This is a genomic window from Chryseobacterium sp. UF-81 (assembly GCF_058245105.1).
In genome coordinates this window covers 269,133-293,220 of sequence record NZ_JBSIBX010000004.1, presented here as the reverse complement: position 1 = coordinate 293,220, position 24,088 = coordinate 269,133, and the positions used below count along the sequence as shown (strand labels likewise).

The following is a 24,088-nucleotide window of genomic DNA, read 5'->3' as shown; positions in this document are numbered from 1 at the left end:
TATGAAACCACTATTAAGCAAGACTACAAAGCCATTCATTATTTATGTCCTTATTATTCTGGTCATTAGTATTCCTGTATATTATTTTGTAATTGATACCATTTGGAAGGGTGAATTAGATGAACATAATGCGACAATCGCAGAAAAAACGGCTTATGAATTTAATAGTCTGAAGCTTTCTGATCAGGAATTAGAAAAAAGTCTGGTGCTTTGGAATCAGATCCAACCGGGAACCGATATTAAAAAAATACTATACAATAATCTGAAAAAAGATGTGTTTTTTACTGTAGAAAAGCAGAAAACGTTTGCATCAGAACCTGAAACAGAACGATATAGATGTTTAATGAAAGTGATTTATATTAATAATAAGCCTTTCCTTTTTACCGTTGAAACCAATATTGAAGAATCTCAGGAAACCGTATCTGCTATTGCTTTGGTAACCATTTTCTTCTTTATTCTTATCGTTATTGGTTTATTGTTTCTAAACAAAAGACTTTCAGCTTCAGTCTGGGAACCATTCCGAAATACTTTGGAGAAGCTTAAAACATTTAATCTCAACAGCCAGACAAAAATCGAATTTGATCAAACTGATACAACAGAATTTGAAGAACTTAATCAATCTTTAGGTAAACTGATCGATCATAATATTTCAGCATTTAAAACACAGAAAGAATTTACAGAAAATGCCTCTCATGAGTTGCAAACTCCTTTGGCAATTCTTAAAAACAAACTTGATATTTTACTACAAGACGAAGATCTCACAGAAAAACAATATCACATTGCTGAAGAAATGAACAGAGCCCTGACAAGAAGCTCCAGAATTAATAAAAACCTTTTGTTGCTGGCCAAAATTGACAATAGCCAGTTTGATAATTCTGAAATTATTCAATTTGATGGTTTACTGCATCAAAGTATGGAAATATTACAGGAACATTTTGATCAAAAAAACATTGCAGTTAATGAAAATATTTCATCACATGTAAAAGTAAGTGGAAACACTGGTTTAACGGAAGTCCTTATTAATAATCTGATACTGAATGCAATTCGCCATACTTCGCCTAACGGATCAATCTCGGTGAAACTGACAGATTATGGGCTTGAAGTTACTAATTCCGGAACAGAAAAATTAAATACAAAATTTTTATTCAAGAGGTTTTCCAAGCTTTCAGCTGATCATAACGGCAGTGGTTTAGGATTGGCAATAATCAGTGAAATTTGCAAATTTCATCAATGGAAAATCAGCTATAAATTCGAAAATAATCTGCATATTTTTTCTGTCCTGTTCTAAGCATTCCAAATTTCTACAAAATTGTATATCAGATTTGTAAGAAAAACATGAAAATGCTAAATAAGGTAGCAGCTGTAACCCTACTTTTCTGGCTGATGAAAATAACAGCAACTACACTGGGGGAAACTTTGGGAGATTTTATTTCTATGACACTTAACCTCGGCTATATTGTTGGAATAGGAATTACCCTCTTATTTTTCATCATCATTATTTCAATACAGCTGAATGTAAAAAAATATATTCCGGTCATTTACTGGCTGGTAATTATAGGAACGACCACACTGGGGACAGAAATTTCTGATTTTATAGACAGAACTTTGAAAACCGGGTATTTATTGGGGACTTTAATACTGGTAAGCGGTCTTCTGATAACGCTTTTCTTATGGTATAAAAAATATAATACTCTTGAAGTATATCCGGTCTTTGAAAGAAATAAAGAAATTTTTTACTGGATAGCTATTCTTTTCTCCAACAGTCTGGGAACAGCGTTTGGAGATTTTCTGGGTGATAATTTAGGATATAGCTATTTAGACGGAGCTTTGATCACGGGTGCTGTCATACTTATTGTTGTTCTGCTTCATTATTTTACAAAGTTCAATCATGTTCTGCTGTTTTGGGTTGCTTTTGTTTTTACGAGGCCGTTTGGAGCAACTTTCGGGGATTTTCTTACTAAGCCTATTTTAAAAGGTGGATTAAATCTCAGTACACTATATGCTTCATTAGTTTCTTTAGGTCTGTTATTTCTGATGATTATTATTTCACATCAAAAGCAAAAGAAAGATAGTCAAAACTAAAAATTCAAAATTTATTCTAATTCATTCCTGAATATTGCTTTACAAATTAAAAATTTAATTAAAATGAAAAAGTTAGTATTCCTATTGACAACAGCTACAGCTGTAGCTTTGGTTAATGCACAAAAAGTTCAGCAGAAAGATGTTCCTGCATCTGTTCAGAAAGGTTTTCAGAAACAATTTCCAACGGCCAGAGAGATAAAATGGGAAAAGGAAGATGGTAATTATGAAGCAGGCTTCAGGATAAAAGGAACGGAGACTTCTGTTGTGATCACTCCTTCAGGTAACATTCTTGAAACAGAATCAGAAATAGGCAGTAACTCTCTTTCTGCACCTATTAAAGCATATATCAACAAAAATTACCCTAATCAGAATATAAAAGGAGCAGCGAAAATTACAGATGCAAAAGGCATCCTTACCTATGAAGCAGAAATAAGCGGAAAAGATCTGATTTTCGACAATAAAGGAAAATTCTTAAAGGAAAAAAAAGACTAAACTGAATAAGATGTATAGGATCAAGCTGTTACCGTTTTTAGTAATGCTGCTATTTTCTTCAATCGCCTTTGCACAGGTGGCTGTTGTTACAATCTCCGGAAATGTAAAAAATAAACTGAGACTGTCAGGATTATCATATGTAAATGTAATTGCAAGAACCGGAAAAGACACTGCATTTGTTGCCGGAACGATAACCGATGAAGAAGGCAGATTTTCATTAACGGGAATCAAACCCGGAAACTACCAGCTGGAGTTTTTACATTCGGGATTTAGAAAGCAGACTCAGACACTTTTTGTAGGAAGCCTTTCAGAATTTCTGGAAATTCCGGTTATCGAACTTGAACCGCAGGAAGAAAAAGAAACAAAAATTGAGGAAGTCGTTGTAACTGCTTCTAAAAAGAATGAAGTCAGCGATCAGCTCGATAAAAAAACATATTCTGTTTCCGATAATATCAGCCAAAGCGGAGGTTCTGTTTTGCAAAGCATGCAAAATTTACCAGGCGTGACCATTCAGGAAGGAAAAGTACAGCTGCGTGGAAATGATAAAGTAACGGTTTTAATTGACGGCAAACAAACAGCTTTAACTGGCTTCGGAAGTCAGAGCGGACTGGATAATATTCCGACTTCTGCGATTGATAAAATTGAGATCATCAACAATCCTTCATCAAAATATGATGCCAACGGAAATGCAGGAATCATCAATATTATGATGAAGAAAAATAAACAGACCGGCTGGAACGGGAAAATTGGTTTTACGTACGGTACGGGTTCTTATTGGGTAAGAAAAGAAAATCTGCCAACGATAAGGCCTCAATATACTATTACGCCAAAAATTAACCCATCAGTTTCATTAAATTACAGAAAAGATAAGGTTAATATTTTTCTCCAGGCAGATAATTTATATAAGGAAACGCTTAATAAAAATGAATTTGTAACCCGAACTTATGATGACGGAACGGTCATTAAGTCACAACTAAAAAGAAACAGAAATACAAATTATCTTACTACAAAAGCCGGAATCGACTGGAATATTGATTCTCACAACACACTAACGATTTCAGGGCTGTACGGAGGTGAGAAAATTATAGATCATGGAGACCAACCATTTTTTAACGGAGATCTATCTCAACGCCTTAGACTTTGGCAGTTTTTGGAAGATGAATTGAAAACCACAATAATGGCAACAGCTTCTTATCAGCATAAGTTCAAAGAGGCAGGACATTTATTGAATATCGGATTCAATTACACATTTCACAGAGAGGATGAGAAATATTTTTACGACAATTATTTGCCGGCTTCAACAGGGACAGATGCCTTTAAATTATTATCTGACGAACAGGTTTATGATTTTAATATTGATTATGTGAAACCTCTGAAATATGGACGCATCGAAACAGGAATTAAACTGAGAAACAGAAGTATTCCTACAAATATGAACTTTATTCCCGGTACAAACTCAGTTTTGGATGCCAATGCAGGAGGTTGGGCAAATTATACAGAGTTGATTCCTGCTGTTTATGGCAATTATATTTTCGAAAACGAAAAATGGGAAGCGGAACTTGGTGTAAGACTGGAATATGTTAAAATTCAGTACGATGTGAATCCCAATCATCCGACATATAAAAGTGACAGTTATAATTATACACAGCCGTTTCCAAACTTAAGACTGGCTTATAAATTAAACGATCACAACAAGTTATCTGTATTTTATAACAGGAGAGTGGACCGGCCGAATGAAGTTGATATCAGAATATTCCCTAAATATGACGATGCCGAAATCATTAAGGTGGGAAATCCGCAATTAAGACCTCAGTTTACCAATTCAATTGAATTGGGGCACAAGTATAATTGGAGTAACGGCTATCTGTATTCAGCGTTATACCATCGTTTTGCTAACGGAACAATTACCAGAATCTCAAGTATTGTTCCTGAAAGCACCCTGATTTATGCTGTATTTCAAAATGCCGGAAAAAGTTATAATTCAGGGTTGGAAATGATCTGGAATCAAAAAGTTTCGAAAGCGTATTCTTTTAATATCAATGGAAATATTTACAGAAATCAGATCGATGCATTTTCGGTGGAAAACCTTTATCCGCAGTCCAATATATTTTTTGCCAAGCGGGAAACAGCTATTTCCGGAAATGTAAAACTGAATAACATTTTTAAATTTTCTATGGGGTTTGATGCACAATTAACTGCAGTTTACCTGGCTCCGGATATTATTCCGCAAGGGAAAACAGGTTCGAGATTTTCAATGGATCTGGGGGTGAAAAAATCAATCCAAAACGGAAAAGGGGAAATATTTTTGAATGCAACCGATTTGCTGAACACTATGGCAATCAAGAAAAAAATCCAGGGAAATGGTTTTGCTTATACAAGCAATGATTATTATGAGACGCAGGTTGTAAGATTAGGTTATAGTTATAAATTTTAATAAAAAACTCAATGCTGACATGAATAATTTACTAGAGTCTGTAAACAGGTATATGATATTATTTCTTTCGGAAAACCTTTCTGAAAATCTTTCTTTTCACGGTATCGGCCATACCTATGATGTAGTGGATGCAGCACGGGAAATTGGTACACAAAGCAATCTGTCGGAAGAAAGTATGACTGTCTTATTGGTTGCAGCATGGTTTCATGACTGCGGATATGCGAATCTCTATATTGGTCATGAGGAAGAAAGTAAAAAAATAGCAAAGAATTTCTTAGAAAATTTCGGATGCGAAAAAGATTTTGTTGATACTGTTTTAAACTGTATTGATTCTACAAAATACCCGCCAAAACCTTCTTCTTTAATTGAAAAAGTGCTGTGCGATGCAGATCTATATCATTTGACACTTCCGAATTATCCTAAGTATGAAAAAGCAATACGACAAGAGTTTGAAATATATCTTGGACTGGCTTATACAGATCAAGAATGGTTGGTAAAGAATTGTAATTTTCTTAAAGATCATGAATATTATACGGATTATGGTAAAAAAATACTTACCAAATTTAAAGAAGTGAATGTTCAATTAATGAACTGTTCTGAACAAATTTAAAATCTATTACTTACTAAGATGTCAAAATTCACTAAAAAAACAGCATTCTGCCTTTCCATATTGATTTTTTCTTGTGGAAAAATGACTGCACAAACAAGCAATGATACCATTCAGGTTCAGGAGCCAAAGAAAGACGGTATTGTTGCATTGAATACTGAAAGTCATTTAAATTATAAAAGATTAATCATTCCTGCCGCACTTATTGGTTACGGAGTCGCCAGTTTGTCCGTTAATAGCCTTAAGCAATTGAACTTCTCCACCAGAGATGAAATTAATGAACACAAGCCTGATCATATCAGATTGGATAATTATACTCAGTTTGCACCTGCAGTTCTGGTTTATGGATTAAATGCAGCCGGAGTAAAGGGAAAACATGGTTTTAAAGACAGGAGCATTATCTATGGAACTTCAATGTTGATCACATCAGCAGTTACAATTCCTTTAAAACATATTGTTCAGGAAGAAAGACCCGATCAATCCAATAAATTATCATTTCCTTCAGGCCACACAGCCATTGCATTTGCTTCTGCACAATTTATGTTCAGAGAATATAAAGACACGAATTTCTGGCTGGGAGTTTCAGGATATTCGTTTGCTGTTTTTACAGGAGTTTACAGGATGCTGAATAATAAACATTGGGTAGGAGATGTAGTAGCAGGCGCAGGTTTTGGGATACTTTCCACAGAATTGGCTTATTGGTTATATCCTAAGATTAATAATCTGTTGGGAGGTCAGAATAAAAGTACAGCAACCATGGTAATGCCATTTTATCAGGATAAAAGCGTAGGGATAGGCTTCGTAAAAACTTTTTAAATAATTTTAAAATTATCAAAACATGTGGTTTTATTATGCATTATTGTCGGCATTGTTTGCGGCATTCACAGCCATTTTTGCCAAAATGGGAGTATCCAGCATCAATTCTAATCTTGCAACTGGTATAAGAACCATCATAATTCTTGTTGTGGTTTGGAGTATTGTATTTATAAAAGGTGAAGCAAAGGATATTGGGTCGATATCAAAAATGAACCTTATATTTCTGATTCTTTCAGGAGTGGCAACAGGATTATCGTGGCTGTTTTATTTCAAAGCATTGCAGATCGGAAAAGTATCACAGGTTGCTTCTGTAGATAAGCTAAGTGTTGCAATAGCCATCATTTTATCGGTATTATTTTTTAAAGAAACATTAACGCTAAAAACAGCAATCGGAGCTCTGCTAATTATCAGTGGAACTATTGTGTTTGCTATGAAATAGTGATGAATGGCTACACTTAAAATCAATCAGTTATAATCTGAAACAAACAACTTGTCCCATTTTGGTTTGAACCCGATATTAAAATCTGGTGGCTGACGCTCGCGAAGCCACCAAATATTTTATTTCTTCACCAGTATTATTTCTGTGGCTTTTCTGCTGAGTATTTCTTTAGAATTTCCGATCTCAATGGTCATGGATTTATCAAAATCTTCGATTTTAACGATCTTGATCTTAGTGTTCAAAAGCAGTTTTCTTTCATTTAAATAACTTAAAAAGCCGTCGTCTGAAAGCGTAACTGAAGCAAATATTACCGTTTCTCCCACTGTGCAGGCACTTAGCTTCTGCAGATCCTGCGCAATAATATTTCCGTCTTTATCAGGAATAGGTTCTCCGTGCGGATCAAATTTAGGATGATCCAGAATTTCATCCATTTTATCGAAAAAGATCTGTGAATGGACATGTTCCAGCTGTTCTGCGATCTCGTGAACATTTTCCCAGCCGAAGTTCATCTTTTTTACCAGAAACATTTCAGTCAGTCTGTGCTTTCGGACTACCAGTGCCGCTTCACGTTTTCCGTTTTCTGTAACCACCAGCGGTTTGTACGTTTCATAGACAACCCATTTTTTGTCGGCAAACTTCTTCATCATGTTATTGACACTCGGCATTTTTACATTCAAAAACTTGCTAAGCTCATTGATTGTCACTTTTCCTTCATTGTCAACTAAATGAAACAAAGCCTTCAGATAATTTTCTTCTGTTAATGTTGTTCTCAAAATGTTAGATGATTTTCAATACAAATCTAACAAAATATTATGTAAAATCGGGCCTTGTTATTTTAACTTTTTTTAATTTTACCCTATGAAATTTTCTTTTAAAAACGATTATTCCGAGGGATGTCACCCGAATATTCTACAAGCACTTTTAAAATCTAACTTTGAGCAGCAGGCCGGATATGGCGAAGATGAGTATTCTATGCAGGCAAAAAAACTGATCAAAGAAAAAATTAATAATCCGGATTCGGAGGTTTATCTTGTTTCCGGAGGAACACAGGCGAACCTGATTGTGATTTCTTCCGTTCTAAGGCCATATCAATGTGTAATATCTGCAGCACCGGGCCATATCCTGAATAATGAAACAGGAGCTATCGAAGCTACAGGTCACAAAGTTTTAAGCATTGAGACACCAGACGGTAAGCTTAAGCCTTCAGACATTGTTCCGGTATTGGAAGCCCACAGTAATATTCCGCATCAGGTCATGCCAAAGCTGGTATACATATCAAACTCTACCGAACTGGGAACAATTTATCTGGCTGAAGAGCTGGAAGAGCTTTCGGTTTTTTGCCGTCAGAACGGGCTGTACCTGTTTATGGACGGAGCCAGGCTAGGGCATGGACTTACTTCTGAGATCAGCGATCTTACCCTGGAAAGGGTAGCAGAACTGACGGATATTTTTTACCTGGGCGGAACAAAAAACGGAGCATTGATAGGAGAGGCCATTGTTATTAACAATCAGGTTTTACAACCGGATTTTGCATTTAATATCAAGCAGAAAGGAGCGCTTCTGGCCAAAGGACGTCTTCTTGGCATCCAGTTTATGGAACTGATGAAAGACGATCTGTATTTTGATCTGGCAAGACATGCCAACCAGCAGGCAATGAAGATTAAAAATGCTCTGAAGGAAAAGGGAGTAGAGTTTCTTGCCGATACCTACACGAATCAAATATTTCCTGTTATCAGTAATGATCTTATTAAAATCCTTTCAGAACACTTTGAATTTTTTGTCTGGAAGAAAATAGATGAAAACTCTTCTGCCATTCGTCTTATTACTTCCTGGAATACGGGTGATGAAGCGGTAGAACGTTTTATAGGCATCATCCAGAAAGAGCTTTAGTAAAAAAGGTGGCTGAGAATTTTCAAAGCCACCTTTTTCAATAAGGAAGTATAATGGATTTTTATATTATTTTAGAGCTTTTAAAACCACTTTACAGTCTGCAGCTTCCAGTTTTTGTCCGTCCTTATAGCTGATCTTCTTCTCGTCAGCATATTTAGACTGTCCGTCTTCGTCTTTATGATCCCCAATTCCTTCTGTTAAAGTATTGTCTTTCTGAATAAAGAAGATATCTCTTTTGCTTTTTGTTCCTTCAGACTGAAATTCATAGGTTAATCTCAGGGTGTCGCCTGACTTAAAGCCGGTTACATCTCCTTTAGAACTGTCTTTTTCACTGTTTTTATACGCTAATTTCCCGGTTATTGTTCCCAGGTTATCATCAATAGAGGCAAAAACACTGTCTTTTCCTGTAACACCGATATAGCAGAATGATTTTGGCCCCAGTGTATCTGCCACAGGCTCAATGACTGCTGCCGTATCAGTTTCAGTTTTTGGAGCCGGTGTTTCTGTTTTTTTATTACAATTCATCAGAAAAACCGATAATGACCCCAGTAAGATTAATTTTTTCATACCTAAAGTTATTTTATTAAATTCAAATTTCAGTGTACTAAATTAATAATAGTATTTAAATATTAACTACTATTTACTATAAATACAAATTTATTTCAAACATAAAAAAGAAAATTATTCTTTTAATTGAGCATTATATAATAAATCATTCTATAAAGATAATCAGCATTGACAGTGATACTCAAATTCCGAATTTTAGTATTTCTGTTTAACCCGAAAAGGAAAAAAACACTTAAAGACAAATTTTACTAAACCAAGAAATTCCTCATAACAAACGGATTTATGGAGGAAGAACCTCTTATACATCAAACTATTCTGGCATTCTTATTCCTGCCTGGCTTACTTTACAGAAGATGATATAAAATCTGCATTTCCCAGAAAACATTTTAAGATCAGATATATGGTAAAGTGTAAAAGGGCGATGCTATAGGAAAGGATTAAAAACTATTACAACGTTGATCATATCGCTTTTTTTAGTGAAATTAATAAAATTCCGAATTTCATTATCAGTTTATATATTGTTTATCAGCTGTTTATGAGTGATTACGTTTGGTGTTCTATTTTTTCCATAGAAGAAAAGATACCTTTGTAATCTTATATATCCTGAACAATTTTAGTTATGGGAAATAATTCTCCAGCTTGTGTTTAGACTCAGAAGATCTTATACGGCAATTGCTGATTTGCCAAACAATATGTCAATAAATATATAAGTAAAAACACAGATTTTATATAACAAACACAAATGATGAATAAAATGCTAAACCATCAAGTCTATTGTGATATTAAAAAGAAACAATGAACTTCAAGGAAATACATATAGGAAGTCTTATCAACCAGCGTATAGCAGAATGTAAGATAGAAATCCCTCGTATCTGCAACTTTTTTAAATGTACTGAAGCTGATTTGGAAGAAATGTTGACACAGAAAAATCTTTCGACAGATTTAGTTTTAAAATGGTGCAAATTATTAGAATACGATTTCTTTAGGATCTATTCCCATCATTTAATGTTATACTCTTCGCAGTCCTCAATGAAGTACGGTGAAAACTCTGGTAAAGAGAAATCATCACTGCCTGAATTTCGGAAAAATATTTATACCAAAGAAATTATTGACTTCATTCTAGAGCTCATTAAAACCGGGAAAAAAAGTAAATATCAAATTGTAAATGAGTACAAAATTCCTAAAACTACATTATATAGATGGATAGAAAAATACAGGAAAGACTAAGGCCGGATTATAAAAGAATCTACTTGGATCTTATAGAATTAAAACATCCTGAAAAGATGGAAAAATGTAAAACAATATTATCTAAAGAACGGTTATCCAGCATTGATATTATCAGAATTAATAGTATTATTTTTGGAAATAATGCGAAAAATATTTCCCTCAACCAGAGACACCGTTCATATGATAATGAAACTATACAAAAGATTCTTGATTATCAAAAGACCAACAATTTAAGTAATAGTCAGGTAGCTAATCATTTTAAACTCAGCAGAAATACTGTGGCAGAATGGAAAAAAAATTATGGTTAAAATATCTGAAAAAGGGATGGGTTACCCAGTTTTTATAAACTATAAGAATGGCTCATCAGGACAAGTTTTAGTGAGTCCGAATTTCGTCTTAAGAACGAAATTCGGACTTTTTCTCTTTTTAGGATATCGTTTTTTCGGATATGAGTAAACTTTATATTGGTATTGAAGTATATTCTTATCATGCATTATCTCTAGATAATAATGAATGATAATTTATTTTCCCGGGTAGGAAAATCATCTATAGAAGGATATGATTAAATTTTAAACCTTTAATAACCCTCTAAATCCTCTTGCGGCATAATAAGAATCTGCTCCGTTGTGATACATAAAAACAGTATTGTAACGACGGTCACAGAAAACAGCACCGCCCATTTCCCTGATATTAGCCGGAGTTTTTACCCAGCTGGAAGTTTTCAGGTCAAATTTTCCGAGTTCCTGTAGCTGTCTGTACTGCTCTTCTGTTAATAATTCAATGCCCATTTCAGCGGCTTTGTCAATAACATTACTTTCCGGTTTATTGGCTTTCCGGGACTCCCAGGCTTGGTAATCGTAGCAGAGACTTCTGCGTTTCGGGCTTTCCGGGGAGCAGTCGAAAAAGATATATTCATCTGTTTTTTTGTCATAGGCTACCACATCGGGTTCTCCTTCCGTTTCTTCCATTTCGTTCAGTGACCATAGTTTTTCGGGAGCTGCTTCCAGTTTTTCCTGGATTTTTTCCCAATTCAGGCCTTTATGACGGTTCATATTTTTCTCAAAACGGTTTTTCAATACCTTTAAAAGCTCTGAGCTCTGTTCGGCTGTTAGTTTCTTTTGGCTCATATCAGTTTTTATTAATGTTTGATTTTAAATGTTTACTTCTTATTGATCATTTAAACATGCTCTGAATAATTTATTACAGGTGTTTTTCTGTCTGCAGGTCTGAAATACCATGAAATAATAACTAAAATAAGCAATAACAGAGCCGGAAAAGTCCTTCCAAAAGTGTCCCCCACAATGATATGGGAGATAAGCGCTCCAGACATGGCAAAGAAAAATCCGGCGTAGGCCCATTCTTTCAACAACGGAAGTTTCGGGATCAGTACGGCAATAACGCCAAGCAGTTTCCATACTCCAAGTATGATCATCAGGTAAGCGGGATAACCAAGATTCGTAAAATTTTCAAGTTCGTCCTTATTTTTCATAAGCTGGACAATAGCTGTAGATCCCATTCCCAGTGCCATCCAAAGTGTGAAGATCCAGTAGATGATCCGGTTTCTTTTTTGTGATTTGTTCTGTGTTTCCATAAAATAGTTTTTTGTAGATTAATCGTTTATGCCTTTTCCTGTAAGGATGTTTGGAATGTGTTTTTCAATTCTGGCCTCTCTTGTTTTGGACTGTTTTGGAGAAGAGAAATGGAGCAGGTAAGCTCTCTGTCTTCCGGGAGTAAGGGCTTCAAAAGCTTCTTTGAGTTCCGGATTTTCATCCAGTCTATTCTGAAATTCCTCAGGCATTTCAAATTCCCTGGTTTTCTTCATTGCAACTTTAGCTCCTGATTCTTCAATTTCAACGGCTTCAAACATATAGGCTTGAAGATTTTTTTCCAAATCAAGAATTTGCTGTAGCTCTGTAAAACGGATTTGTCTTGCAGCCTGTACATTTTCAGTCTGTTGAATCAAAATATGATCAGGGTCTTTCATCAAAGCACCTTTAAAAAAGAGGAGCGCACAATATTCTTTAAATCCGTGAATTAAGAAAATATTTTTCCCTTCGTAGGTATAGCAGGGGCAACCCCATTTTAAATCTTCCACAAGTTCGGTGCTTAGGGCAATTGCTCTTAGTTTTTCAAATTCCTTTTGCCATTGATTGGCGTTATCAAAGAAAAAATCAACTTTTGGATTCATGTTTTTGAGTTTTAGAGTGGGAGGGTTGGAGTGTATTAGAATGGTGGATATAGAAATTTGACATTCAGTATCTAACTTTTAACCTCAAATTCCTTTAAAAATTTCCTGCAGACGATTATGCGCCATATTAATGCCCTGTGCGAAAGGAAGCTTCAGCATCTGGTTCCTGAAATCAACAGATTTATAAACCGTATGGATGGTAATTTTGCTGGTACTGTCTGTGAGTTTTTCAAATTCTAAAAATTCGATCTGAACAGGGAAGGGCGTATTTTCCATCTGGAAAGTCCTTGTGATCTTGTGGCCGGGAACAAACTCATGGATGGTTCCGTTGGCGCTAAAAACCACATCGCCCTGAGAATTGGAGGTCTGAAACTGATAGCCTCCGTGCGGTCTGTTCTCCATTTTCAGAACTTTGGTGCCCATCCATTGTTCAAAAATTTCCGGTTCGGTATAGGCTTTGAAAAGAAGTTCAACCGGAAGATCGAATTCCCTGATGATGAATATTTCCTGTTTACCGTCTTCGGCGTGAATTTTTGTTTTTAATTCCATGATTTTAAGTGTTTTGGGTTAGAGAGTTTGAGAGTATTAGAGTGGGAGAGTTTGAGTGTGTTAGAGTATAAAAAGATTACTCATTACCTATTACTTATTACTCATGTTTTGGATGGCTTTCATCACGCTTTCCAGCTTATTGAAGCGCTCGTCCCACATCTGTCGGAAAGGTTCTATGAAATCGGCTATTTCTTTCATTTTATTGGGATTTAGGTGATAGATAATTTCACGGCCGTTCTGTTCAGATCTCAGCAACTCGCATTCGGTAAGGATCTGAAGATGTTTGGAAACGGTAGGTCTGGCGGTATCGAAATTGGAAGCGATAGCACCGGCGGTCATAGACTGCGCGGCCACCAGCATCAGGATAGATCTTCTGGTAGGATCGGCTATTGCCTGGAATACATCTCTTCTTAAATTCATTGTGTAGCTATTTAACTACAAATTTAAATGAAGTTATTTGACTACGCAAGTTTTTTGTAAAATATTTTTAATTTAAAACTTTTGCAAGCATAGAAAATCTGCAAAATCGCCTTGATCTGCGAGAGATACTATCTATTTTCCTTACTTATAATTACATATGAAATACATTAAACTTATGCCCGTCAGGATCTGCGAAGACAAAACCATAATAATGGTCTCCGAAGCTTTCCGGTTCCGAAACAATGGTGCCGCCGGCTTTTACGACTTCCTCAGCCCATTGATCTGCCTGTTCCTGGCTTTCTGCTGAAAGGGTAAAAATGATTTCATTGGGTGTCTGAGAGTCACCAAATTTTACATTTTTTACATTGGCTTCCAGTATTTCTTTCAGGAAAAAGTGGATAATCAATTCATTTTCGCCGAAAAAAAAGCTGACCAGTTCATTGGATGAATTAGGATTATTCGGTCTGAATCCGAGTTCTGTATAAAACTTTTGGGTACGTTCAAGGTTGGTTACCCCAAGATTGGCCCAGATCATTTTAGGTTTCATATTATTTTATTTTTTGGTTAGAATAAAGGTATTGCTTTTTGGAGTAACTGAAATTGCCATGAGGCAAGATTTTGTATTTAGGATTCAATTTAACATAATATATTGATAAAAATAAGTCAACCAGTAAATGAAGTGAGCGGAGTTATTATAAAAAAAATAGCGATAAATACAGAGGTGGTGAGTGCTGAAAAATGTTTGTTGAGCTGACAGAGCATCAGCTTCAATGATCATCTTATGACAGGGAAAATTTATGGAGAACTGCCCAAGCATTATTTTTATGACCATGAGCTGCCGTACGGTCATTATTTTTTTCGGAGATTATTTTTTATGCTGTATAGCCATGCACAGCTGATCAGAAAATAATTAACCGGTTTACAGAGAATAAAAATATAACAAGGCACATCAGTGACAACAAAATTTATTTTGGGCGAGATTGAAAAAGGAAAAGTTTTTGGAAGTTTATGAATAAAGAAGAGTTCTCAGAATCCGTTAAAGAATATCTGACAGAAAAATTTTAAAATATCAGAATCTGAAGAGGTTATACTCTTTTAATATTGGAATATTATTTATCCTATAATTTATATTATGTTAAATTGTTCGTGATGGCATATATTAATAAAAGATGATGGTACACTCGCGTTACATACTTTTATTTTCTGTTTTTCTATTTTTCAAATAAACATATTATGTTCTCTCATCTTTTATGTAAATCAAGTTTCAGACAGTTTTTACAAGGTGCACATTAATTCAGTATGCTCTAAAATAATTATGTTTTTTCTTCATGTTTTTATTGGAGCCGATTTGTTTATTCATACAGATCGTTTATATCGGCTTTTGATAGTGAAATTAATAGATTTGATATTTTTATTGTCACTGCCTTAAAAAAATCTTCACCCTTCTCTCTTGTAGATGCCTTTGGGTTACCGGTACCTGTATCTTCAGAAATTTGTGACCACTTTCTCTCAGCCCAGGCCCAGCCCTCTGAAAACTCTCTTATCTTATGCTTTTTCTCTTTACCTTCACCTGCTTCTTCTAAAGGAAGAACCAAATGAGGGGCAAGATATAAAATCAGGCTTGTTTCCATTTCATCGGCGTGGTCACCCTGGTTTTCAAAAAAATCTTTTTTATTTAATGCATGAAACCAATTGCAGGTGCTTAGAAAAATTTTGGGATATTTTAAACCCAGTTCTCTCAAGATTGATTTAAAGTCATTTCCACCATGACTATTTAAGATTAAAAGTTTATTGATTCCGGCTCTTTGAAGGACTTCAATAATATCGGATAATATTGCAAATTGTGTACTTGGATAAAGATTCATATCGAGCTTTATATCAGCTTGACCCGTATTTACTCCATATGGGATAGTAGGTAAAACGATAATCTTTGCTCCGCTTTCCCATGCAATTCTAGCCGCTTCTGCAGCAATATTGTCTGCTTCAATAATATCTGTGGCATAGGGTAAATGGTAGTTATGTGCTTCTGTTGCTCCCCATGGCAGGATGGCCAAATCATAATCTGTATGTTTTATATCCTTCCAATTTGTTTCAGCTAAAATATAAGGTCTAATCACGTTATAATATTTAATTTAAAAATAATATTGAATTTGAAGTACCCTTCTATAGGGACAGCGGATCTCATCACGCTTTTCGGTTTCTTATCGACCTTTTGCTTTTTCTCCTGTTAATGTCATTACGGTACTGACTATCGAGGCAATGATTTTGCCTTCACTGTTTGTAATTTCACAATGATAAACCGTTATTGTTTTCCCAGATTGTATTGGTTTTGCATATGCCGTTAATTTGTCTTTCCAAACAGGTCTGAAAAAATTTATTTTTAGCTCCAGGCTAGTAAAGCTTTCTCCTTCGCCTATTAATGTAGAATGTGCTGTTCCGATAGCCGAGTCAGCCAATTCACATAGCAGTCCTCCATGAACAGTACCCTGTTGGTTTCCATGTAATAATGGATCAGCTTCTATCTCCGTTTTAGCTTCTCCTAAAGCAATATGTGAAATGGTAATTTTTAATGTTTCTGAAATAGCGGTTGGATATTTTTGGAGGGTACTAAAATCAGTAATAGATTTTCCATCAATTGACATTTGTAAGTATTCCAATACAGGTATCTGTTTCATAAATCAAAGGTTTCCTGCAAATTTACCCCTTCTTAATTCTATTTTTCTTGATGTAGGTCAAGACTTTTAATCCGGGATAGTGTTTCAGCTTTTATACCCAGATAAGACGCTATTTTGTATTGCGGAAAAATTTGTTCTACCCTGGGATGTAGAGCCCTCAGCTGCTTGTAACGCTCCGGGGCGGAAAGTTTCATGAATGAATTTTCACGCGCACATTTACGGATAAATAAGCTGTCAGCTGCATACTTGAAAAACTTTAGCCATGCTATTGATTTTATTAAAGACTGGTATTTTTCAAATGAAAAAGCATATATAACAGAATTTTCAGCTGCTTGAATAGAACCATTTGCAGGCAATTGCGTTAAAAAGCTTCGGTAATATGTAATCAAGGAATCTGGTAAATATAAATCGTGCACAACTTGATTTTCTTCTTTAGAAGTAAAAGCATATAGAGCTCCCTCTTTGACAATTCCAATATATTTACAAGACCTGCCTTCTTTAACAAACATTTCCTTCTTTGCGAGGTACAAAGTTTCTGCTTCCATTTCAAAATCAATTAAAAACGATTCATCCAGATTCAACTTTTTTACTATGTCCTTAATTTTTTTCATTTGTCAATTATTTTGGCATAAAATGCATTAAACTAAACGCAGACACTGTATTAAATAAACTGCTACATTTCCGAACAGTTTTGCAAATGTATGGAAATTTTTATCGCAGGAACTATGAACAAATCACACTGTGTATTTGTTAAATTGAATATATTATTCATTTTTTTGCTTTGGGCTTTAGACTATATTTATTGAATAAACTTCTGCATCATTCAGACATGCCTAATTATAGTATTTATGCTCCCCACTACAAACTGAGCTGCGGATACAATAAAAAACTCCCAATTAAAATTGAGAGTTTGATTTTACTTTTTATAATGCCCTGGCGCGTAATGCTTGGCTGACTTCGCACCAGTTACCTTTTTAACCTGTCCCGGTGGAAGTCCATGATTTCCATTAGGTTTTAATCTGGGAGCACAAGAAGCTACAAATAATGCGATTAATACAGCTGCTCCGATAGTTTTAATTATTTTCATACATTTTTTTAGTAAATGATATGAAAAACTATGCCAATTTAATTTTAAGGACAAACTATTGCATTGTATTTGCTTATTATACAAAAAACATCATTGATTTTTTGTATATTTACGGAAATGTCTATTAATACTTTATAAAATAAGTTGTAAACATTCATAATTTTTAAATAATATAAAATGCGAAATGTTTACCCTGAAGACAGTAATGGACATAGTATCGGTAATATTCCGATGAAATCCATCAATATTGCGTACCTAATCCTGGTACATCGTTTGCCTGGCCAATTCAAACGACTCTTCAAAGCCCTTTATGATCCTTCCAATTTTTATCTTATCCACATCGATAAGAAAGCCAATCAGGAAATCGGTGAGGAAATCAGCGTCTTTTTGCAGAAATATCCCAACGTACATATTCTTAAAAGCAAGAATGTTGTTTGGGGAGGTTATAGCATGGTTCAGGCAGAGCTGGACGGAATAAAATATCTGTTGGACATGAAGATGGAATGGGACTATTTTATCAACCTGAGCGGTCAGGATTATCCTTTGAAATCACAAAAAATCATCAAAGAATTTCTGTCAAAAAACAATGGGAAGAACTATATAAAAATTATTGATCAGAAGAAAAGCAGACCTGAAACCATGAACAGGATTGAAAATTACTTTGAAGAATCAGAAGATAAAATTTCGGAGGAAACCCATAAAAGAGATTTCATGAAAGGTGTTATTCCCTATATTGGCGGGCAATGGATGATCCTCACCAGAAGCTGTTGTGAGTTTCTTTGCAACAGCACCGAAGTGAAAAGATTTGAAGATTATTACCTGAATACCTTAATTGCGGATGAATCTTTCTTTCAGACCGTGTTGATGAATACTTCTTTTGATGGTATCCTGGTAGATGATGATAAAAGAGCAATCATCTGGATTCCCGACGGGGATATTAAATTGAGACCGAAAACCTTCACCGAAACAGATCTGGATTTCCTGCAGACTGGCAATCCTATTTTTGCCCGAAAGTTCGATGATAATGTAGACAGCAAAATCATTGGATGTATCAAGGATCAGTATGATGAGCCCTTTAAAACGCTGATAAAAATAAGTGATATAAAAAGCATTGCCAAAAACTTAAATCACCTCAATTAAAAACCGATGAACTGAGATCTTAAAAATCTTCTCAATTTCAAAGACCACCTGGCTGATTCAGTCAGGTTTTTTTATTGGCCAATATGAAACCTTTTCTTTTTTGTTTTAGGATGAAAATTTTTATCAAATGGCTTGATTTTAGATTGCGATAAGTAATTATTGTTATCGGATTTGTAACGGTAGCCAATCAAAATTATGGATTTATGGAAAAGTTTAAAAAAATAATTTTGAAAATTCTAAAGTGGACAGGAATTTCAATAGCAGCCATTTTGTTTTTGATGTTTATTATTCCCCTACTCTTTCCGGGAACAATTTCTCAGCAGGTAAAAATATTTGCCAATAAACATCTTGCGGGCCAACTCGACTATAAAAAAACACATCTTACTTTTTTCCGGCACTTCCCTTCTCTGACGGTTTCAGTGGATGATCTTGTTTTACAGGGTTCAAAACCTTTTCAAAATGATACCTTACTGACGGCGAAAGAGGTTGCGGTAGGAATTAATCTTAAAAATCTGATTTTCAACAGTGAAGTAAGAATTGATGAAATATATGTAACCGATGCCAATGCCAATGTTTTTGTGAACAGTAAGGGAGAGGCAAACTACAACGTTTACATTTCAAAACCTTCCGAAAAACCCAAAGACACTACAGAAACAGGGGCATCTGTAAAACTGGACCTCATTAAGTTCAGAAACTGGAATATCAGATACAGAGATCACTCTGCAAAAGTTCTGGTTGATGCCAAAGGCCTGAACTATACCGGAAAAGGTGGTTTGAGTGAAGATATTTTCGACCTTCAGACCAATCTTGATATTGATAAAGTGGATTTTAGCCTCAACAGGATTTATTATGCCAGACAAAAAAAATTGCATGCTGACCTGATTACAAGAATTAATACCAATGCCTTAACTTTTGTCCTGAAGAAAAATGAATTGAGAATTAATGATCTCCCTTTAAAATTCATAGGTTTTATAACCATTCTCAGGGATGGATATAATATGGATATCAATGCCGCTTCGGAAAAAACGACCATCCGTGAAATGATCTCTGTATTGCCGCCACAGTATCTCGACTGGGCAAAAGATACCCAAATTGAAGGAAACAGTGATCTGTATTTTCATATCAAAGGAAGGTTCAGTGAGCCTAAAAATATCAAGCCAAGAGTCAAAGTACGTCTTTTGGTTAAAAATGGATTTGTCTCCAACGGAAAAGCACCTGTCCCGATGAACCATCTGAATATGGATCTGAATATAGATCTGCTGTCATTAGATACCGACCAGCTTGCTGTAGATTTAAAAAAGCTCACTTTTGATCTGGGTCCGAACAATAATTTCCGGGCTTATGTGAAAACCAAAGGCATGAATGAAATGCAGGTAAATGCTGATATAAGAGGCGCTGTAGACCTTCAGACGCTTGATCAGGCTTTAGGTCTGAAAGATATTGATATGAGAGGATTGATGGATACCAACATTAAAGCCAATGGAGTTTTCAGTCTGGATAAAAAACTATTTCCGAAAACCGACGGCTATCTTCATCTCAAAAATGGTCTGGTGAAAACAAAATACTACCCCAACCCAATACAGAATATCAATTTGGTAGCCAATATTCTCAATACAGACGGTACTTTCAGAAGCCTTGATGTGAAGCTGGATCCTTTCAGTTTTGATTTTGAAGGAAATCCTGTTTTCGTCAATGCAGATCTGCAGGATTTTGAAGATCTGCTGTACAAAGTACGGGCAAAAGGCGTTTTGAATGTCGGAAGAATTTATAAAGTTTTTGCCAAAGAAGGATTTGATGTCAGCGGACTTATTATGGCAGATCTCTCGCTCAATGGCCGTCAAAGCTATGCCACAAAAGGGCAGTACAATAAACTCGACAACAAAGGAACTCTGATTTTAAAGAACATTAAAGCAACTACAGAATATCTCCCAAAATCATTTTTTATCAGAGAGGGAAACTTCCGGTTTGAGAATGAAAAAATGTGGTTCACAAAATTCTTGGCCACCTATGGAAAATCCGATTTTGCATTAAACGGTTATCTTTTGAATACCATCAACTATTTTATTGAAAGAAAAGGCACTCTTCACGGTAAATTCGGGTTAAACTCCAATTATATCCTTATTGATGAATTTATGGCCCTTAAAAACGGAGATAATACCGATAAGTCCATAGAAGTTGAATATGCAAAAGTAGAAAATCCGCAAAGCAGCGGAGTTGTCATTATTCCGAAAAACCTTGATGTTTCCCTGGAAGCCAATGCAAAAAAAGTTGAATTCAAAGGATTGGCGTTTCATCATCTTAAAGGAAATGCTTCTGTCAGTACAGGCCAGGTTTATCTTAAAAATGCTTCCTTCGACATCATCGGAAGCCGCATGAACATTGATGCCCGTTACCAGGATGAGTCTCCCCTGACTGCTAATTACGATATTGCTCTCAAAGTTCAGGACTTTGATGTTCAGCGTGCTTATAAAGAAATAGAGATGGTGCGTGAAATGGTAACTGCAGCAAAAAATGTTAAAGGGATCGTATCACTGGACTATAAACTGAAAGGGGATTTTGATAAGAATATGAAGCCCATTTATCCCTCACTGGAAGGCGGTGGGATTGTTAATCTCCGTGATGTAGAGGTGAAAAATTTAAAAATGCTCTCTGCTGTTGGTGATAATATTGGAGCCCGGGCTTTTGATAATCCTGACATGAAAGGAGTAAATATTGAATCTCATATCAAAAACAACCTGATCCATATTGATCCGTTTACCTTTAAAGTTTCCGTGCTGAGACCTTCCATAAGCGGAACAACAAGCTTCAACGGATTATTGGATTTAAGAATAAGAGTTGGATTGCCGCCGGGCGGATGGATCGGTTTCCCAGTCGTTGTGACAGGAACCCATGCCCACCCAAAAATTAAGATCTTCAGTAAAACGGGACAGGGAATTATTGATGCCCTGTATAATAAAAAGTCCAATAAAGTGATTCGCGAAGAAAGACGTGCCGAGAAAAAGACAAGACGCCAGCAGCGGAAAGAGAAACGGGCTCAGGAACAAAAAGCAAAAAATGCGGAAAAGCAGATCAGCAGTGACCTTAAGGAAAAATAACGGAATAAATACTTACAGAAAAAAAATAAGTTGATTCCATGGGATTTATAAGTTTTGTACTGTAAAAGCATAGGGTTTTTAATCGGAATTTGTATTTTTGTTGATATATTTTGTATCAATGTCAATTTTTTCAAACAATATTCGCTTTTTGAGGGATAAAAGAGACCTCTCCCAACAATCCGTAGCCAATGACCTGGCAATCTCCCGTGTACGGTATTCCAAATATGAAAACGGAGTCTCGGAACCTCCTATTGAGCTTCTGATAAAAATATCTAAATATTTTCATGTCAGTATTGATCTTCTGGTCTCCGTAGATATTCTTAAATATCCGGTTGAAGACATGCTGAAGCTTCCGGACAACAGAATTGTCCTTCCGGTAGCTGTGGATGATCTGGGAAATGATACCATTGAAATTATTCCGCAGAAAGCCTCAATGGGTTATCTTGAAGGTTACAGTGATGTTGGCTATATTGAAAACCTGCAGAGAATAGCTCTCCCCTTCCTCACCAACGGAAAATACAGGGCTTTTCCGGCAGATGGAGACTCAATGCCGCCTTTTCGGGACGGATCTTATATTGTAGGAAAATATGTAGAAGGAATTGATGAGCTGAAACCAGGGAAAACCTATATTTTTATTACCTTAAATGATGGTATTACCTACAAACGTTTCAAAGAAAAAAAAGGAAATACCATCTGTGTAAGTGCCGATAATTCATTCTACGAACCCTATGATATCCCTTTTGAAGAAATTGTGGAAATCTGGCAGTACGCATCAGGAATTTTTCCTGAAGACTTCGAGCCCGGTGACTATGATAATTATAATTTTAAAGAAATGTTCCGTGAACTGAAGCAGGATATCAAACAGCTGGACAAAAAAGTTTCCGGACGCCGTAAATCTAAATAAAGCTGATATAAACAGTGTAATGGATCAGTTAAGCTTATTTAATTCAGATGAATATTTCCGGTTCCCTAAAGAATTGCTGGAATATACTGAACATTTTCTGCCGGAAGATGAAGCCTCGGAGCTTGAGGAGCTTTTGCTTCGTACGGCTCCCTGGAAACAGAGAACCCAGAAAATGTATGATAAAATGGTTCTGACACCGAGACTCACAGCATGGTATGGAGATGCAGGCAGAACTTATCAGCTGGGCGGCAACTCTTTCAACGTTAATCCATGGCTGCCTGAATTATTCTCTTTAAAACAGCAGATAGAACAGTCATCCCGTTGTAAGTTTAATTCTGTACTGCTGAATTTATACCGTGACGGAAACGATTCTGTAGCATGGCATCGTGACAAAGAAAGTGAGCTGGGAAACCGCCCTGTCATTGCTTCCGTAAGTCTCGGTCAGGTTAGGAATTTTGATTTCCGGAAAGCAGATGACCATAGTAATAAATACAGCTTACCGCTTCAGCACGGGTCCCTGCTGATCATGAAAGGAGATCTGCAGGTAAACTGGGAACATCGTATTGCCAAATCTGCAAAACCCATGAAGCCACGGATCAACCTTACCTTCCGCCTGGTTCATGAAATATAGCAATACGTATTTATTTCTCCAATTGAATCCACACAGGCGCATGATCACTGCTTTTTGTCCAGCCACGGACATGACTGTCGACACCGCCGGCCCGTAAGCCTGAATGAAGATACGGACTTAAAAGAATATGATCCAGCCTTATGCCGGCATTACGGTCGTATGCCTTGTACAGATAATCCCAGAAGGTGTACACAGTCTCATCAGGATACAGCGTACGGATGGAATCAAGCCAGCCTTTATTCAGCAGATCTTTGTAGGCTTTTCTGACTTCTGTCCTGAATAATGCATCATTTTCCCAGCGTTCAGGTTTATAAACGTCCTGGGGCTCAGGAATAATATTAAAATCACCGATGAGTACTGCAGGCAGTTCCATCTTGATAAGCTCATTAGTTCTTTTTTTAAAACGTTTGAGCCAGTCTAGCTTATAATCAAATTTTGGTCCCGGATAAGGATTCCCGTTGGGAAGATACAGGCAGCATATCACCATCTGGTCAATAATAGCTTCAATATAACGGCTCTGCACATCTTCAGGATTTCCGGGCAGGACTCTCTGAACTTCCGTGATCTCCAGGTCCTTGGCAAGTATGGCTACCCCATTCCAGCTTTTCTGTCCGCTCCATATCGCTTCATATCCTGCTGCATTGATCTCTTTTAAAGGAAAACGTTCCTGTGGAGCTTTTAGTTCCTGAAGACAGACAACATCTGGTCCGGCTTCTTTCAGCCACTGAAGCAATACCGGCAGGCGGCCATTGATTCCGTTTACATTATACGTTGCTATTTTCATAGTTAGATGATTTAGAACTGCTTATTTGTTTTAGGAGGCAATAATTATTCCATCACCCGGA

General features: G+C 36.0%; 27 protein-coding genes. 14 read left to right on the top strand and 13 right to left on the bottom strand.

From position 1 onward, the window contains the following. Position 1 precedes the first annotated feature (1 nt). From AC4IFE_RS08705 to AC4IFE_RS08675, 7 genes are all read left to right on the top strand, one after another. Positions 2-1,288 (top strand): sensor histidine kinase, encoded by a 1,287-nt coding sequence (locus AC4IFE_RS08705; RefSeq protein WP_490756410.1) that lies wholly within the window; start codon positions 2-4, stop codon positions 1,286-1,288. Between the two features lie 47 nt (positions 1,289-1,335). Next, the gene (locus AC4IFE_RS08700; protein WP_490756409.1) at positions 1,336-2,082 is read left to right on the top strand and encodes a COG4705 family protein; all 747 of its coding nucleotides are present in this window, start codon (positions 1,336-1,338) and stop codon (positions 2,080-2,082) included. 63 nt (positions 2,083-2,145) lie between these two features. Then, positions 2,146-2,574 carry a PepSY-like domain-containing protein gene (locus AC4IFE_RS08695; protein WP_490756407.1) on the top strand — a complete coding sequence of 143 codons (429 nt, stop codon included), beginning with the start codon at positions 2,146-2,148 and terminating at the stop codon, positions 2,572-2,574. A 10-nt stretch (positions 2,575-2,584) separates the two neighbouring features. Beyond that, on the top strand, positions 2,585-5,008 hold the full coding sequence (locus AC4IFE_RS08690) for a TonB-dependent receptor domain-containing protein (RefSeq protein ID WP_490756405.1): 2,424 nt from the start codon (positions 2,585-2,587) through the stop codon (positions 5,006-5,008). 19 nt (positions 5,009-5,027) lie between these two features. Further along, on the top strand, positions 5,028-5,618 hold the full coding sequence (locus AC4IFE_RS08685; RefSeq protein WP_490756403.1) for an HD domain-containing protein: 591 nt from the start codon (positions 5,028-5,030) through the stop codon (positions 5,616-5,618). Between the two features lie 81 nt (positions 5,619-5,699). Beyond that, positions 5,700-6,431, top strand: a complete 732-nt coding sequence (locus tag AC4IFE_RS08680; protein ID WP_490756401.1) for a phosphatase PAP2 family protein — start codon at positions 5,700-5,702, stop codon at positions 6,429-6,431. A 22-nt stretch (positions 6,432-6,453) separates the two neighbouring features. After that, positions 6,454-6,870, top strand: coding sequence for an EamA family transporter (locus AC4IFE_RS08675; RefSeq protein ID WP_490756398.1), 417 nt, complete (start codon positions 6,454-6,456; stop codon positions 6,868-6,870). Positions 6,871-6,989: 119 nt separating this feature from the next. Here AC4IFE_RS08675 and AC4IFE_RS08670 read toward each other — a convergent pair whose 3' ends face one another. Further along, positions 6,990-7,643, bottom strand: a complete 654-nt coding sequence (locus AC4IFE_RS08670) for a metal-dependent transcriptional regulator (protein ID WP_490756397.1) — start codon at positions 7,641-7,643, stop codon at positions 6,990-6,992. Between the two features lie 85 nt (positions 7,644-7,728). Here AC4IFE_RS08670 and AC4IFE_RS08665 point away from each other — a divergent pair, with 85 nt between their 5' ends. Then, on the top strand, positions 7,729-8,760 hold the full coding sequence (locus AC4IFE_RS08665) for a threonine aldolase family protein (protein ID WP_490756395.1): 1,032 nt from the start codon (positions 7,729-7,731) through the stop codon (positions 8,758-8,760). 66 nt (positions 8,761-8,826) lie between these two features. Here the strand turns inward: AC4IFE_RS08665 and AC4IFE_RS08660 are convergent, their stop codons facing one another. Continuing rightward, positions 8,827-9,327, bottom strand: a complete 501-nt coding sequence (locus AC4IFE_RS08660; RefSeq protein WP_490756394.1) for a hypothetical protein — start codon at positions 9,325-9,327, stop codon at positions 8,827-8,829. Positions 9,328-10,122: 795 nt separating this feature from the next. On the opposite strand from AC4IFE_RS08660, the gene AC4IFE_RS08655 reads away from it, so the two are divergent. Together AC4IFE_RS08655 and AC4IFE_RS08650 are read left to right on the top strand one after the other, a co-directional pair. Then, the gene (locus AC4IFE_RS08655) at positions 10,123-10,554 is read left to right on the top strand and encodes a transposase (RefSeq protein ID WP_490756393.1); all 432 of its coding nucleotides are present in this window, start codon (positions 10,123-10,125) and stop codon (positions 10,552-10,554) included. Further along, complete coding sequence (locus tag AC4IFE_RS08650) at positions 10,527-10,862, top strand: helix-turn-helix domain-containing protein (RefSeq protein ID WP_490756392.1); 336 nt, start codon at positions 10,527-10,529, stop codon at positions 10,860-10,862. The genes AC4IFE_RS08655 and AC4IFE_RS08650 overlap by 28 nt, the downstream gene beginning before the upstream one ends. 261 nt (positions 10,863-11,123) lie before the next feature. On the opposite strand, the gene AC4IFE_RS08645 is transcribed toward AC4IFE_RS08650, so the two are convergent. The 10 genes from AC4IFE_RS08645 to AC4IFE_RS08600 form a co-directional block, all read right to left on the bottom strand. Beyond that, positions 11,124-11,681 carry a DUF4256 domain-containing protein gene (locus AC4IFE_RS08645; protein WP_490756390.1) on the bottom strand — a complete coding sequence of 186 codons (558 nt, stop codon included), beginning with the start codon at positions 11,679-11,681 and terminating at the stop codon, positions 11,124-11,126. A gap of 50 nt (positions 11,682-11,731) precedes the next feature. Beyond that, positions 11,732-12,145 carry a DoxX family protein gene (locus tag AC4IFE_RS08640; RefSeq protein ID WP_490756388.1) on the bottom strand — a complete coding sequence of 138 codons (414 nt, stop codon included), beginning with the start codon at positions 12,143-12,145 and terminating at the stop codon, positions 11,732-11,734. An 18-nt stretch (positions 12,146-12,163) separates the two neighbouring features. Further along, entirely contained in the window at positions 12,164-12,742 is a 579-nt protein-coding gene (locus tag AC4IFE_RS08635) for a YdeI/OmpD-associated family protein (RefSeq protein ID WP_490756386.1), read from the bottom strand. Between the two features lie 84 nt (positions 12,743-12,826). Further along, positions 12,827-13,291, bottom strand: coding sequence for an SRPBCC family protein (locus tag AC4IFE_RS08630; RefSeq protein ID WP_490756385.1), 465 nt, complete (start codon positions 13,289-13,291; stop codon positions 12,827-12,829). A 90-nt stretch (positions 13,292-13,381) separates the two neighbouring features. Then, complete coding sequence (locus tag AC4IFE_RS08625) at positions 13,382-13,711, bottom strand: ArsR/SmtB family transcription factor (protein ID WP_490756383.1); 330 nt, start codon at positions 13,709-13,711, stop codon at positions 13,382-13,384. Between the two features lie 151 nt (positions 13,712-13,862). Beyond that, the gene (locus AC4IFE_RS08620) at positions 13,863-14,258 is read right to left on the bottom strand and encodes a VOC family protein (RefSeq protein ID WP_490756381.1); all 396 of its coding nucleotides are present in this window, start codon (positions 14,256-14,258) and stop codon (positions 13,863-13,865) included. Positions 14,259-15,063: 805 nt separating this feature from the next. Continuing rightward, positions 15,064-15,828 carry a creatininase family protein gene (locus AC4IFE_RS08615; RefSeq protein ID WP_490756379.1) on the bottom strand — a complete coding sequence of 255 codons (765 nt, stop codon included), beginning with the start codon at positions 15,826-15,828 and terminating at the stop codon, positions 15,064-15,066. 84 nt (positions 15,829-15,912) lie between these two features. After that, positions 15,913-16,386: a PaaI family thioesterase gene (locus AC4IFE_RS08610; protein WP_490756377.1), complete on the bottom strand. Its 474-nt coding sequence runs from the start codon at positions 16,384-16,386 to the stop codon at positions 15,913-15,915. A 38-nt stretch (positions 16,387-16,424) separates the two neighbouring features. Continuing rightward, positions 16,425-16,997 carry a Crp/Fnr family transcriptional regulator gene (locus AC4IFE_RS08605; RefSeq protein WP_490756375.1) on the bottom strand — a complete coding sequence of 191 codons (573 nt, stop codon included), beginning with the start codon at positions 16,995-16,997 and terminating at the stop codon, positions 16,425-16,427. Between the two features lie 305 nt (positions 16,998-17,302). Beyond that, on the bottom strand, positions 17,303-17,473 hold the full coding sequence (locus tag AC4IFE_RS08600; RefSeq protein WP_490756373.1) for a hypothetical protein: 171 nt from the start codon (positions 17,471-17,473) through the stop codon (positions 17,303-17,305). A 177-nt stretch (positions 17,474-17,650) separates the two neighbouring features. On the opposite strand from AC4IFE_RS08600, the gene AC4IFE_RS08595 reads away from it, so the two are divergent. The 4 genes from AC4IFE_RS08595 to AC4IFE_RS08580 all read left to right on the top strand — a co-directional run bounded on the left by AC4IFE_RS08595 (position 17,651) and on the right by AC4IFE_RS08580 (position 23,243). Next, positions 17,651-18,613 (top strand): beta-1,6-N-acetylglucosaminyltransferase, encoded by a 963-nt coding sequence (locus AC4IFE_RS08595; RefSeq protein WP_490756371.1) that lies wholly within the window; start codon positions 17,651-17,653, stop codon positions 18,611-18,613. Between the two features lie 227 nt (positions 18,614-18,840). Continuing rightward, entirely contained in the window at positions 18,841-21,708 is a 2,868-nt protein-coding gene (locus AC4IFE_RS08590) for an AsmA family protein (protein WP_490756370.1), read from the top strand. Between the two features lie 118 nt (positions 21,709-21,826). Then, entirely contained in the window at positions 21,827-22,612 is a 786-nt protein-coding gene (locus AC4IFE_RS08585) for an XRE family transcriptional regulator (RefSeq protein ID WP_490756369.1), read from the top strand. 19 nt (positions 22,613-22,631) lie between these two features. Continuing rightward, positions 22,632-23,243: an alpha-ketoglutarate-dependent dioxygenase AlkB family protein gene (locus tag AC4IFE_RS08580; RefSeq protein WP_490756368.1), complete on the top strand. Its 612-nt coding sequence runs from the start codon at positions 22,632-22,634 to the stop codon at positions 23,241-23,243. 10 nt (positions 23,244-23,253) lie between these two features. Here AC4IFE_RS08580 and xth read toward each other — a convergent pair whose 3' ends face one another. Then, the gene (gene xth, locus AC4IFE_RS08575; protein WP_490756367.1) at positions 23,254-24,027 is read right to left on the bottom strand and encodes an exodeoxyribonuclease III; all 774 of its coding nucleotides are present in this window, start codon (positions 24,025-24,027) and stop codon (positions 23,254-23,256) included. Between the last annotated feature and the right edge of the window lie 61 nt (positions 24,028-24,088).